General features: G+C 42.4%; 14 protein-coding genes. 5 read left to right on the top strand and 9 right to left on the bottom strand.

The features are described 5' to 3' along the window. Window positions 1–3 precede the first annotated feature (3 nt). Entirely contained in the window at window positions 4–705 is a 702-nt protein-coding gene (rprY, locus tag JCM10512_RS01045) for a response regulator transcription factor RprY (RefSeq protein ID WP_044159623.1), read from the top strand. A gap of 172 nt (window positions 706–877) precedes the next feature. Here the strand turns inward: rprY and JCM10512_RS01040 are convergent, their stop codons facing one another. Further along, window positions 878–1,324, bottom strand: a complete 447-nt coding sequence (locus tag JCM10512_RS01040) for a MarR family winged helix-turn-helix transcriptional regulator (protein ID WP_044159620.1) — start codon at window positions 1,322–1,324, stop codon at window positions 878–880. 162 nt (window positions 1,325–1,486) lie between these two features. On the opposite strand from JCM10512_RS01040, the gene rpsF reads away from it, so the two are divergent. The 4 genes from rpsF (at window position 1,487) to JCM10512_RS01020 (ending at window position 3,202) form a co-directional block, all read left to right on the top strand. Continuing rightward, the gene (gene rpsF, locus JCM10512_RS01035; RefSeq protein ID WP_044159618.1) at window positions 1,487–1,831 is read left to right on the top strand and encodes a 30S ribosomal protein S6; all 345 of its coding nucleotides are present in this window, start codon (window positions 1,487–1,489) and stop codon (window positions 1,829–1,831) included. 2 nt (window positions 1,832–1,833) lie between these two features. Further along, window positions 1,834–2,106, top strand: a complete 273-nt coding sequence (gene rpsR, locus JCM10512_RS01030) for a 30S ribosomal protein S18 (protein ID WP_044159617.1) — start codon at window positions 1,834–1,836, stop codon at window positions 2,104–2,106. Window positions 2,107–2,122: 16 nt separating this feature from the next. Beyond that, window positions 2,123–2,566 carry a 50S ribosomal protein L9 gene (rplI, locus tag JCM10512_RS01025; protein WP_044159614.1) on the top strand — a complete coding sequence of 148 codons (444 nt, stop codon included), beginning with the start codon at window positions 2,123–2,125 and terminating at the stop codon, window positions 2,564–2,566. A gap of 210 nt (window positions 2,567–2,776) precedes the next feature. Beyond that, on the top strand, window positions 2,777–3,202 hold the full coding sequence (locus JCM10512_RS01020; protein ID WP_148298219.1) for a hypothetical protein: 426 nt from the start codon (window positions 2,777–2,779) through the stop codon (window positions 3,200–3,202). Window positions 3,203–3,389: 187 nt separating this feature from the next. Here the strand turns inward: JCM10512_RS01020 and JCM10512_RS01015 are convergent, their stop codons facing one another. The 8 genes from JCM10512_RS01015 to JCM10512_RS00990 all read right to left on the bottom strand — a co-directional run bounded on the left by JCM10512_RS01015 (window position 3,390) and on the right by JCM10512_RS00990 (window position 12,931). Continuing rightward, window positions 3,390–4,745 (bottom strand): HAMP domain-containing sensor histidine kinase, encoded by a 1,356-nt coding sequence (locus JCM10512_RS01015; protein ID WP_044159610.1) that lies wholly within the window; start codon window positions 4,743–4,745, stop codon window positions 3,390–3,392. A 12-nt stretch (window positions 4,746–4,757) separates the two neighbouring features. Further along, entirely contained in the window at window positions 4,758–5,444 is a 687-nt protein-coding gene (locus tag JCM10512_RS01010) for a response regulator transcription factor (RefSeq protein ID WP_044159608.1), read from the bottom strand. Between the two features lie 42 nt (window positions 5,445–5,486). After that, the gene (locus JCM10512_RS01005; RefSeq protein WP_044159606.1) at window positions 5,487–8,585 is read right to left on the bottom strand and encodes an efflux RND transporter permease subunit; all 3,099 of its coding nucleotides are present in this window, start codon (window positions 8,583–8,585) and stop codon (window positions 5,487–5,489) included. Between the two features lies 1 nt (window position 8,586). Then, a complete protein-coding gene (locus tag JCM10512_RS01000; RefSeq protein WP_183207562.1) occupies window positions 8,587–9,684 on the bottom strand; it encodes an efflux RND transporter periplasmic adaptor subunit in 1,098 nt (365 codons plus the stop codon). A 3-nt stretch (window positions 9,685–9,687) separates the two neighbouring features. Next, the gene (locus JCM10512_RS25215; protein WP_500778520.1) at window positions 9,688–9,858 is read right to left on the bottom strand and encodes a hypothetical protein; all 171 of its coding nucleotides are present in this window, start codon (window positions 9,856–9,858) and stop codon (window positions 9,688–9,690) included. Window positions 9,859–9,928: 70 nt separating this feature from the next. Further along, window positions 9,929–10,798, bottom strand: coding sequence for a TolC family protein (locus JCM10512_RS00995; protein ID WP_262482581.1), 870 nt, complete (start codon window positions 10,796–10,798; stop codon window positions 9,929–9,931). 14 nt (window positions 10,799–10,812) lie between these two features. Then, entirely contained in the window at window positions 10,813–10,974 is a 162-nt protein-coding gene (locus JCM10512_RS23240) for a hypothetical protein (RefSeq protein WP_244436801.1), read from the bottom strand. Between the two features lie 1,078 nt (window positions 10,975–12,052). Beyond that, window positions 12,053–12,931: a helix-turn-helix transcriptional regulator gene (locus JCM10512_RS00990; protein ID WP_044159602.1), complete on the bottom strand. Its 879-nt coding sequence runs from the start codon at window positions 12,929–12,931 to the stop codon at window positions 12,053–12,055. Window positions 12,932–13,470: the final 539 nt, after the last annotated feature.

Raw genomic sequence — 13,470 nt, 5'->3', positions numbered from 1 at the left:
GATATGGACGAGAAATTGCGTATTTTATTGTGCGAGGATGACGAGAATCTTGGCATGCTTTTGAGAGAATATTTGCAAGCAAAAGGCTATTATGTTGAGTTATATCCTGATGGAGAAGCCGGATATAAGGCTTTCTTGAAGAATAAATATGACTTATGTGTGTTTGATGTGATGATGCCTAAAAAGGATGGATTTACATTGGCGCAAGATGTCCGCGCAGCAAATGCTGAAATTCCGGTTATTTTCCTAACTGCGAAAACACTGAAAGAAGATATTCTGGAAGGATTTAAAATTGGTGCTGACGATTACATTACTAAACCGTTCAGCATGGAAGAATTGACATTCAGAATTGAAGCGATCTTAAGACGTGTTCGCGGCAAGAAGAATAAAGAAAGCAACATCTATAAGATTGGTAAGTTCACTTTCGATACTCAGAAACAAATTCTGGCTACCGAAGGCAAACAGACTAAATTGACCACTAAAGAATCTGAACTGCTTGGATTGCTTTGCGCGCATGCAAACGAAATCTTGCAACGTGATTTTGCGCTGAAGACAATTTGGATTGACGATAACTACTTCAATGCTCGTAGCATGGACGTATATATTACGAAATTGCGTAAGCATTTGAAAGAAGATGATTCGATTGAAATCATCAACATCCACGGAAAGGGTTACAAACTCATAACTCCGGAAGTTGATGCATAATTGAGTTTTAGAACGAACTTTATGCTACTATAAAAAGAGGAGCCGACTGCAAAGTCGACTCCTCTTTTGTTGTTTGTTATGTAATGAACTATTGGAATAGCAACAGTTGCAATATTCTTAGTCCGTTGTTGTTCGTTGAAAAAAGATGAAGTCCGTTCGGGCGTATGGACGCTTAGTCCTTCGTGTTGAAAAAGACTTTTTTCAGCACCTCTTGTCCGATGCGAAGTTCTTCGAGAGTAAGGCCCTGTAAAGCTTCTTTGAGAGTTTGATTAGCTAGCAGACGTGCTTTCTCTTCCAGATTCCGACCATCCTTTGTCAAATGAATCATATTTGTACGGCGGTCTTTTTTATCGGAAATACGTACAACCAGATGCTGCCGTTCCATATTATCTATCAAACGGGTCATACTGGGCTTGTCTTTATAAGTTGCGTTGCACAACTCTTGTTGGGTTACGCCATCCTTCTCCCATAGAAAGATCAGTACAGTCCACTGTTCGGGACTGATTTCCAGGCCATTCTGTCGGAAATTGCGATATAGCTTCCGGTTGATCGCAGCAGAAACCTTACCGTTTAGTATAGCAAAAATGAGACGTATGTCGAAATTGAATTGCTCTATCATGAAATTATTGTTTGGACAACTTTGCAAAGTTAAACTACTTTGGGAATAAAACCTATATTTGGCTATAAAAAAAGATTAAATGTTTGTGGGACAAAATAAAATGGCTAACTTTGCACCCGCATTTTAAAAATAAAATAAATTATTTATTTAATTAAAACGAGTATGAATCAATACGAAACCGTTTTCATTTTAACTCCCGTTTTGTCTGATGTACAGATGAAGGAAGCGGTAGAAAAATTCAAGGCTATTCTTCAAACAGAAGGAGCTGAGATTGTAAATGAGGAAAACTGGGGACTGAAAAAATTGGCTTATCCAATTCAGAAGAAGTCTACAGGATTCTATCAGCTAGTTGAATTCAATGCAGAACCTACTGTAATTGATAAGTTGGAACTTAACTTCCGTCGTGACGAACGCGTAATCCGTTTCTTAACTTTCAAGAAAGATAAGTATGCTGCTGAGTACGCTACAAAAAGAAGAAGTGTTAAATCAAACAAAAAGGAGGATTAATCATGGCTCAACAAGTACAATCGGAAATTAGATATTTGACTCCGCCTTCTGTAGACATTAAGAAGAAAAAATACTGCCGTTTCAAAAAGAATGGTATTAAGTATATCGACTACAAAGATCCTGAATTCTTGAAGAAATTCTTGAATGAGCAAGGAAAAATCCTTCCACGTCGTATCACCGGTACTTCTTTGAAGTTCCAACGTCGTATCGCTCAGGCTGTGAAGAGAGCGCGTCACTTGGCATTATTGCCTTACGTAACTGACATGATGAAATAAGTTAAGGAGGAAAAGTATGGAAATTATATTAAAAGAAGACATTATAAACTTGGGTTACAAGAACGATATCGTAAACGTGAAATCCGGATACGGTCGTAATTACTTGATCCCAACAGGAAAAGCGGTTATCGCTTCTCCTTCTGCGAAAAAAATGTTGGCTGAAGAGTTGAAGCAGCGTGCTCACAAACTTGAGAAAATCAAGAAAGACGCTGAAGATTTGGCTGCTAAGTTGGAAGGTGTTACTTTGACTATTGGAACAAAAGTTAGCTCAACTGGATCTATCTTCGGTTCTGTTGGTAACATTCAGATCGCTGAAGCTTTGGCTAAATTAGGTCACGAAGTTGACAGAAAGATCATCGTTGTAAAAGACGCTGTGAAAGAAATCGGCCAATACAAAGCAGTTGTTAAATTGCACAAAGAGGTTTCTGTAGAGATTCCTTTTGAAGTAGTTGCTGAATAAGAAAAAGCTAAGCTTTAAGATAATAGAAAGCGGTTTCTCGAAAGAGAAGCCGCTTTTTTTGGTTCAATATCCGCTTAATAACCAATACCTTACGCTAATTAAAAAAGATTAATTGATATATTAAAATCATTTTTTGCGAAACAACAGCCAACTGACATTTGTTCTGATTGACGTTCTCGAATTATTATTAACAATTAAATCTTATTAAAAATGAAGAAGTATTTTTTTATGGCTGTTGCATTTGTTGCAATGGCGTTTACTGCGCAGAATGCTTCTGCGCAATTAGGTTTGCAATTGACACCTAGTGTGTCAACTATCAATTTAGGTACTGTTCCAGTGAACAGTGAAATACCTCTAGAGTTTAATGTTGGTATAATCAGTACGGGTGACATCTTTGAAGCTCCTTACGTTGTTAGCATGCAAATTGACTCGAAACAGAACACTGTTGAGGTTCGCAATGTGGTTCTTGAGCGACTGGGAATACCTACTTGGAAGGTCGATGCTGCAATTAAACCTACAGAGGTCGGTAATCTTTCAGGAGAAGCTTTAGAAATTACTATGGAACTACCTATTCCGTTATTGCCTAACATTATCCTGACTACGGAGATCCCACTAACCGGAACTGTCGTTCCATAAACTAGCGTATTTCTCCTAAACAAAGATTTATTTAATGTAAGAAGAGACCCACGTCCATTTTTAATTATTGTAGAAACAAGGACGAACGAAACGTGTGTGTCAAAATGAAGAGAATAGACTTCATTTTGACACACACGCTTTTTTTATTCTGAAATTCCGTAAGACCTCGTTCTATGTAAGCAAACGATCAGTGCTGTTGGAAAAGGATGGTGACCTGCGTACCGACTCCTGTTTGAGAATCGATGCGATAGGCGATCTTATTTTTGTCAAAAATGCGTAAAGCCAATGACAAGCCGATACCGTTACCTTGAATCTCGTTTGTATTATCTGCCCGGTAGAACGGTTTGCTTACGTGTGGCAATTGTTCCGCAGGGATTCCGATGCCCTTATCTGTGATCGATAAGCAAAGCGTCTCGGCTTGTTTCGATAAGTCTACTTCTACGCTCTCCTTCTGCGAATACTTCACCGCATTCTCCAGCAGGTTAAACAAGGCGATCAGTAATTGTGTCCGGTCAATCTGTACAAACATCAACGCCTCCTCTTCGGGAGCGATATTGATATTCACCCGCACTTTGGAAGCCGGATGAAGGTTTTTGACCTTATGTATTATTTCCCAGATCAGTTCGTCTATACGCGTTTGCGATACTTCCTTTTCCTCTTTCTTCAGGTCCGACACGATGATCAGCGTATTTAGAATCTCCTCCATCTGGAAAATCTGTTGCATGAGTTTCTCCGAAAGCTGCTGATACTCTTCCGGCGTGCGTTCCTTCAACGAGAATAAATCCAGATTGCCCAGCATCGATGCCAAGGGAGTCTTAAACTCGTGCGAAACGTATCGGACAAAGTTACGTTGAATCACCACCGTTTCCGAAATCTTTTCAAGCAAATTGTTGAACGTATCAATTAGATCCTGCAACTCGTCTTTAGTCTGTGGCGACTGAATCTGAACATCCAGGTTGTTCGTCGAAATGTTATTTACCTCCTCAATTGTCCGGCTGAAAGGGCGATACGCAATGCGTGACACCCATCGGCTGAGAAAGATAATGGCGATAGCTCCCAAGAGGAATAGTGGAACTAAGATCCAGAGTAGCAATTGCTTCTGTGCATTCAGGGCCGCCTTGTTCTCTTTGGCTATGACAACGAAATCACCTTGATTATCTTCGTAGAAGATTCCATGGCACAAATACTCATCCGTTGAAAAAGACAGCTTTTTTACTTTGCGAATTTTATCCAACGTAGAGGCCGGCACATCCATTGTTGCATGTTGACCATAGGCTATTTGGTTCTTTTCATCGTAAATCTGGTAATACGAATCAGACACAAACTCCTCGAACTGCTCCCTGATTTTATTAAATTCACGGGCATTGAGTTCATCCTCTTCCAGATAAAAGAGAGCCGATATATAAGCCGTTTTGTTCAGGTTATCATAAATCGTTCTTTCCGCATTCTTCGAATACAAGCCGTATATCAAGAATGCCATCAGCGCAAAAATGATACCATAGATCAGCGAACAGTATAAACTCAGGCGGGTTCTGACTTTCATAACGGGGTGGATTTATTCATTCGGTTCTAGCATATAGCCACGTCCTTTGATTGTTTTGATTAGTTTGGCTTTGCCCTCCGTATCGATTTTATTTCGCAAATACGAGATATACACATCGACTATATTGGTATTGGTATCATAATTCACGCCCCATACCGTATTCAGAATCTGCGTGCGCGTCAATACCTTTTCCTGATTTTCCATCAGGAGCCGGAGTAGTTTGAATTCCTGCAAAGTGAGTTTAATCTCCGTTCCCCCTCGCTCCACTTTATGCCGGTCCGGATAGATTTTCAAGTCGCCGCACGCCAGACTATCCGGTGTAGCAGCGTCGTAGCTCAACTTCACCCGGCGGATAAGCGCGTTGATGTGTGCCAACAACTCCCTGAAAAGGAAAGGTTTCGTCAGGTAGTCGTCGGCACCCAGATCGAGCGCCTTAATCCGGTCTTCCGGGTCTCCCAGTGCGCTGATTACAAGAATCGGAGTCAGTATCTTTTTATAGCGTGCGTATTGCAACAACTCGATGCCATCGATATCGGGCAGCATGATGTCCAGCAGGATCAGATCCCACTCTTTCTGAGAGATGAGTGCGCGTGCATCCACGCCATTCTCTGCCAGTACCACAGAAAAACCACTCTCTTCCAGCCCCTTTACGATAAATTCGCTGATGCGGCTATTATCTTCTACCAATAAAAGTTCCATAACCTAAACGTTAAAGTGTAGAACAAAGATACGTAATTAAATTCATTTCTCTTTCAGTCGTTTATCTCTTCTGTATGCAAAATAGAATACCTGAGGTAAAATTGTAAATGAAAGAATCATGCAGATGAGGATCCCCCCGACAATCATGATAGCCAATGGCTTCTGTACCTCCGATCCCATGCCATGCGATGTGGCAGCCGGGAAAAGTCCCATTGCCCCCATAAACGCGATCATTAATACCGGACGTACCCGTTGGTGGACCGCGTCGTCGATGGCCAGCCGCAAATTATGCGTGCGCTGCATTCGTTCTTTCATAAGCGCGATCAGCAAGATACTGTCGATGGCTGTGATTCCGAACAGAATGATAAATCCGATTCCGGCCGATATGCCAAATACCGTTCCCGTCACCCATAAGGAGATAAATCCGCCGATGAAAGCGTATGGAATGGCACTTGCGGCAATAAGCGTATCCTTTACCGTACCGAAATTGAGGTAAAGCAAGAATAGAATAAGTGCCAATACCGCCGGGATAATGATCATCAATCGGTGAGTGGCTCGTTGCTGGCTCTCAAACTCGCCCGCCCAAACCATTTTGTTTTCCGGGTTGAGCTGCACTTTTCCCTTCACTTTTCCCTGAGCTTCGGCAATTGTCGAGCCTAAATCTCTGTCGCGGATACTGAAACCTACCCCTACGTAGCGACTACTGCCTTCGCGGTAGATGAAAGTCGGTCCCGTGATAAACTGAATGTCGGCTATCTCTTTGAGCGGAACCTGTTTTCCATCCATGGTAGGAATCAGAATCTTTTCTATCTTATCCTTGTTGTCACGGTACTCTTTTTGGAAACGCATTTGAATATCGAATGTACGTTCGCCTTCATAGAATCGGCTTGCCGCCTTGCCTCCGATAGCCATTTCGACCACAGCCTGTGCGTCGGCCATCGACACCGCATAACGAGCCATGCGCGACTCTTCGAGTTTGATTTGTAACTCCGGCAGTCCGATGCTTCGGAACACATTCACGTCCTCAACCCCCTTTACATCCTTGATTGCCGAAGCCGTTTGGTCGGCCAACTTTTCCAGTTGCTGAAGATCATTGCCGAATATCTTGATCACGAGCGAACTCTTTACCCCCGCCACATACTCCTCTACATTATCTTGTATCGGTTGGCTAAATGCCAGAATCACCCCCGGATAGATATTGATCGAGTCATTAATTTCAGCAATAAGAGCATCCTTCTTTATTTTCCGTTTCCATTCTTTCTCCGGTTTCAGTTGCGCGTGGAACTCAATGTTGAAGAATCCGGTCGCATCCGTCCCGTCATTGGGGCGTCCGGTCTGTGACAATATGAATTGTATCTCATCAAACTTGCGGAGTTTCTGCTTCATCTCCTTGGTGATTTTGACCGATTCGTCCAGGTTGACACTGTTGGGCAACGTAGCCCGGATGTAGATAGCCCCTTCATTCATGCTCGGAATAAACTCAGTTCCCCAAAAGCTGAATCGAATCAGGCATACGGCTAGCAGTACTCCAAAGGTGATGAGCGTTCCCTTCCGATACCGAGAGCTGAATAGATAAACCCGGTATAAGTTGTGCGTAAAGAATCGGCTGATGAAATTGCTTTTCTCTACGATGGGTTTATGAAGCAGCGCTTTACACATCACCGGAACATAAGTCAACGAAAGGATTAGTGAACCCAGCAAGGCATAGCCCAGCGTAAACGCCAGCGGGGCGAACATCTTTCCTTCCACCTTTTGAAAAGAGAAAACAGGGAATAGCGCCACTACCAGAATGATCTGTGCGAAGAAGATGTGCGAAGCCACGCTACCCGCGCTCTTCTTGATCAATCCACCTTTCAGCGTACTGCCGAATCGTGCTCCCAATTGCCGGGAACGTTTTTCCATGGCCACAAAAACAATCTCCACAATGACCAGCGTCCCCTCGAGCAGTAGCCCGAAGTCCAAGGCCCCCATCGAAATCAGGTTGGCAGGTAAACCCTGAATCCGGAGCATAATAATGGCGAACAGGAACGATAGCGGGATCACCGTAGCTACGATCAACGTGCTGCGCCAATTGAATAAAAAGATAAACACAACGATAGATACCAACAAAATACCTTCCAATAGATTCCGCATCACCGTATGTACCGTTGCGTCTACCAGCGTTGTACGGTCCAGAAACGGTTCGATCTGAACATCCTTGGGCAGGATGCGCTCATTGAGTTCCGTTATTTTTGTTTTCAGGTTCTGGATCACCTCGCCCGGGTTTTGTCCGCGGAGCATGATTACGATGCCTTGAACCACATCATCCTCATTATCCAGTCCCACCTGCCCCAGACGCGGTTTCGAGGAGACGCTGACCGTAGCTACATGTTTAACCTTGATAGGCGTTCCTCCCTTTACTTCGATCAGGATATTTTCGATGTCTTCCACACTTTCGAGTAGCCCGATTCCTCGTACAACATACGCCTGACTTCCTCGTTGAATGATATCACCGCCTACATTGATGTTGCTCTTCGATACCGCGTCATATACCTCCAGCGGAGATAGATTGTAATTCCTCAGTTCGGCCGGGTTGACTTTGATCTCGTATATCTTCTCTTCCCCTCCAAAGCTGGCGATGCTGGCAACCCCCGGCACAGAAAGCAACTCACGTTCCACCACCCATTCGTTGATGGCGGCCACTTCCCGGATGGGTAGCTTACTTTTCAATACATACCGGTAAATCTCTCCCGTTGCTCCCGAAGGAGGTTCGATAGAGGCTTCGGCACCCTCAGGTAGTTCCAATCCCTGCATGCGGTTCGATGAATACTGTTGCGCGAAGAAGTCGTCCACATCATCCTCAAAAATCACCGTTACCACCGATAAACCGAATAACGATGTCGAGCGGACATCTGTTTTACGGGGGATGGTATTCATCTCTTTCATGATCGGCAGCGTGACAAACTTCTCTACCTCTTCGGCACTTCTGCCTTGCCATTGGGTGATGATGCGTACGCGTGTATTCGTTACGTCCGGATAGGCCTCGATGGGCGTATGGATGTAACAGACTATTCCTGTAATAAACAACAAAGCGGTTAGAAACAGGACCAGTACATGATTTCGCAGCGCAAATGCGATTATTTTTTCGACTAGCTTATGCATTTTATTTTTCTTTTAGCCCCGTATAGATGAGCAGTTGGTTGTTGATTACGACATTTTCTCCTTCCAAAAGTCCGGAAGCAACATACGTTGTTTGCCCGTTATGCCCTTTGAGTAGCACCTCTCTGACGGTGAACTTGCCGGCAGAGGTTTCCACAATAACAAAATAATGATCTTTGTCGAAAATCAGCGCATCCGACGGGATCGAGGTACACCGGGTTTGTTTCTCGCTTTTAAGCTTCACCACAACAGACATCTCCGGCTTTAGTTTCAGGCTCTTGTTATCCATTACAATACGAGCTTTCAGCACTTTTTCTTCCGGGTCGAAGACTTGCGATAGCGAATTGATTTGTCCGTGAAACAGCTCGTCCGGATAAGATAAAGTCGTGATTTCTACCTCCATGCCCTCTTTTACGAATTGCAGGTTGGTAGCATATACGTTGGCGGTTATCCATACCTTGCTTAAGTCGGCAATGGTGAAGAGCGGGCCGCTGTCCGGCGAAACGGTACTGCCCGAAGATATATTTTTGTCTACAATATAACCGCTAGCCGGAGCCGGTATCGAAAACGAACCGTTGTTTTTGCCGACGCCATACATCGAAATATCGTTGTGTATCTTGTCGTAGGCTGCTTGCGCTTGTTTGAGTTTGGCTTGTGCTTCCAGCAACTCTTTTTCGGATAGCATATTATCCGCATGCATGGTCTGGGCGGTCTGCCATTCCCGTTGGGCTACTTTAATTTCCGATTCGGAAGCAATCATTTCCGCTCGGAGGCTATTCAGTTCGGCACTTCGGATAGTGAGCAGCGTTTGGCCTTTCTGTACCTTATCACCTAGTGAGCAGAATGTCCGCTCGGCGATACCGTTGACTAAAGACACATACGAAATCACTTTATCCGGGTCATATTCCACTTTTCCGTTCAGCGTAAGTTCTTCTTCCTCATTGCTGTATGCGACTTTACACGTTTTCACACTCCGCAGAAAAGCATCTTCCATTGTTTCGACTTTATTGCTATTATCTTGCTTGCCAGTACCTCCTGTGCAGGATGCAAGGAAAATAACTCCCATGATCCATACCAATTGGATCGCTTTCTTCTTACTCATAATTTATTGTATATCTGTTCCTACTAAATATTGTAACTCTTCAAACTGCATCGTAAGCTCCTTTTTTGCCGAGAGTACTGTTTGTTTGTTCGACCGATACGCTTCCATGAAATCTACATACTCGAGCATGCTTATATTCTTATTCAGCAGGTTTTTGGTATATAGTTCGAGCATCGTATCCAGTTCGGGTAGTAAACTGTTTTCTTCTATTTTTTTATAGAAGCGGTAAGTCTGTGTATAGTTGTTATAAGCAGCAGCAACTTCGTGGAGTATGATATTTTGTTGCTGCTGCTCGCGGCTTAGGTTTTGTGCTATACTTAATTGAGCTGCTTTGATATTTCCCCGATTCCGGTTGAGAAAGAAGATCTATGCTGACTCCGAATCCAACAAAGTCCTTCCACACTCCACCGTAGCGGTCGTAGTTGGCACTTAGCGTCACATCGGGTGTTCTTAGCGACTTCTCGTATTCCAATGATTTCCGGTGGAATTGAGTCTGAAGCCGGTATTGCTTCATATCCGGGCGGTATTCGTCGGCCTGTTGCAATAAGTCAGACAGAGTGAGCTGTTCCGGATTTTTCTCTTTATGTGGCTTGTCGATTATCTCAATATGAGTTTGCGGATTCATGTTTAGTAGCACTTTCAGTGTTTTTTCCTGCTGTGCCAGTTCCATGCGCAATCCATTGATCTCGTTTTCCAACTCCAGCAGAGACGATTGCAAACGGAGTAGTTCGCCTTTCGCCATATTGCCTTGCTGCACCTGTTTTTTGTAAGCTTCCACGAGCGGGTTTGTTGAGTTTTGTTGGTTTACCAACACATCGATATACGCCTGAGCGTATTGTATCTCATAAACCGATTTCCGTAGTTCGGTCTTCAATCCTCGCAGCACGTCTTCAAATTCTTGCTGGGCAATCTCCTTCGCCACTTTTTCACGTCTGATTAACTTTCCTCTTTTATTGGCTGTCTGAATAATCTGACTGAGTTCGATACTGAATTCCGTGTTCTTTAGGTAAGAGCTATGCGGCGGATCGTTAATTTCTCTTTCTTGAGCTTTTGTACTCCACAAATTAACATTGCTAACTGATAAGGTGGGATTATCCCATAGTCTTGCTTGGATAATCGCGGCATCGGCTATGCTATATTGTATTTCTCGGCAATAAGTTCGAGGTTGTTCTGGAGAAATAACGTTTCAATCTCTTCGCAGGATAGCTTGATGTCGGGTTGTTCTTGTGCCGAAGCTGTAAAGAGATGGAGCAGTAACACTGCAAGAAGAATCAATTTTTGGGTGTGCATACAAATAACTTATTTATTATGCTGCAAAATTACCTCCCGGGTGTTAAAGCTAGCTTGGAATAGCGTTAGAACCTTATTATATCTACATTAGAAGTAGATTAGAAATCGGGTGGGGTAGCGTGAATTGCTTTCCCAAAAAGATCTAGATCTTTTCAAAAAAGAGCCTGATCTTTTGGTTGAAAGAGCCTGATCTTTTTTAAAAACATCAGGCTCTTTTTTTTCGCTTCCTTAGTCTTATAGAATCAGTCGATTAGCTTGTTTTTAGTTAAGCTTTCAGGTATTAATAGACTAGGCTGATGTGTTAATAGCCTATCGCTTGGGTATTAATAATCTAGTACTTGAGTTACCCAAACCTAGTACTAGAGTTACCCCAACCATGTACAAGGTTTACCTCATTCAAGTACAAGGTTTAGTAAAAACGAGGGATCGAATCAGAATCATATGTAAAACCTTGTGGTTACTTATCAAAACAGAAAATCGAGCTTCGTTTGAGCTAAAATATGCTTTCAAGCGTGTAAGTGCAAACGAATCATGTCATAATCACTTTTTGCCGTATTTATCTGATAACTAGATTTATACAATGCGGGGACTCTTTGGAGGTTGATTTGCTGAATGAATTATCTTTTTAGGTGCAAGCCATGCGTATCACTCATTGGAATGAAGCAACCTAAAAAAGAAGACGCAAAATAAGTGGCTGATATATTGGTAGATACGCGAAAAAGTGACTGTGACGACAAGTCAAGTTGCATTGCGTTTGCGACACCATAATCCGTGTAAAAGTTGACAGTAAGCTGATGAAGAATAACTGGCGAAAGTGAGTAAAGAGTTTCCCGCATTTCCTCCAATCATTTGCGGCCACTTGTAGGTAATTTTGTGTAATTCTGATTGGTGTGAAATAAAAAAATATCCTATTCCAATTATATTTTTTACCTTTGCAAAAGCATGTAACTAGACGGATATATATGATCTGACACTTGCAGAGTGTCGGAGGTCGGCATGAATTCCTTTAAATTTCTGGGGCAAAGATAGGATATAATTCCCGAATTGCCTTTACCATTAATAGCTTTTTATTTTACATTCAATCTTTTAATTTCAATCTTTCCAGTCTTATTTGAGTCGGTGTTTTGTTAAATTCCTTTCTACAGAATCGTGTGAAGGATGATTCCGATGAGAACCCGTTTTCTACGGCTATCTCTTTAAATAGCTTTCCGGTTGATTTGACTTCGAACAAAACAATACGTGCTCTTTCCTGCAACATCCACTGATAGGGTGTCTGCCCGAACACAGCGGTAAACTGCATAGTAAACTTTTTGATTGTCAGGTTCAGGAAAGCCGCCAACTCTGCCGCTGTTTGAAATTTCTTCCAGTGTAGCCGTATCTGTTCGGAGAAAGCAATGTCATTACTTAGTATAGGGTATAAAAACTCATAGATCCTTTCCTTGGAATAATAGATTCTGAGTAGCAGAAAGAACTCCTGTACCTTTATCTCAAGCCAGTAATGGCATGTTAACCCATGCTCGAGTGATTGGCTAATGTTATCTACCAGTTGCCTTACCTGCAGGTTCATATCCAGTTCTCCGAAGTTGTTGTGCTCCGGTTTATACACCTTCTTTCTCTTCCTCTTTTCTTTTACATATAAGTCCTCTAGAGAGAGGTCTCTACATAAATTAATGGGTGCTTGAATCCTGAAGAAAACGACTGTGGACTTTTTTAGGGACTTGTACGAACATTGGCTTCCGGCAACTAGGAAAAGCATCTTTCCTTTTGCGGCTTGGTAGTTCGGTTCATCCTTGCAGAAGAGCTCTATGCCACCTTCAAGTATAAATAAAACTTTGTGGTATGTCAGGTCTATAATCCCTGCTTTTCCTTTTACCATTTTCACAACTTCAATTACCGCTTTTCCCGTCTTGCGGCAATTAGTGCACAGTTTATGTGCCGGTTTGCGTGTATTCTTCATATCTGCTTCATTATTAATTTGTTAAGTCAATGTTTTACAAATGTTTCACAAATTTGTTTTGTAAATTTCTCATTATTTGCTTCTACTATGTTAATAACCAGTCGCTTCCGGTCTCTTTTTTAGTTCATCTCTCAAATAATGTTTCACAAATGTTTCACAAATCGTTTTTGCTGATTGTGTAATACTCTGAATATAAGTGCGGTGTGGTCGTGTAAAGACCTCCTCCGACACTCTGCAAGTGTCAGAAAAGATAAGTCCGAATTCAATGAAGCTTAGAAGTATGCCAAAAATGGCATTTTATACGTGTTTTTAATGACTTAGCTCTCTTCTTGAAAAAGAGAAATTAAAACTATTGGGTAAAGTAAGCATATATAGGTGACATTTCATAATGTATTATTCTTTTTGTGAGAATATAGCGTGTGTTGTGTCTTATTTTCCAGTATTCCATACCCCTAAAATTAGATTGAATGAATAAACTATTGGCAAAACTACTATTGCTGTTTCTCGTCTCACCACTTTTGCTGCATGCTCAGCAACCG

Origin of the sequence: Bacteroides reticulotermitis JCM 10512, assembly GCF_000517545.1 — a bacterium.
Classification (GTDB): Bacteria; Bacteroidota; Bacteroidia; order Bacteroidales; family Bacteroidaceae; genus Bacteroides; species Bacteroides reticulotermitis.
Note: the sequence above shows the minus strand (reverse complement) of the source record. Positions and strands in the feature narration are given on the sequence as shown.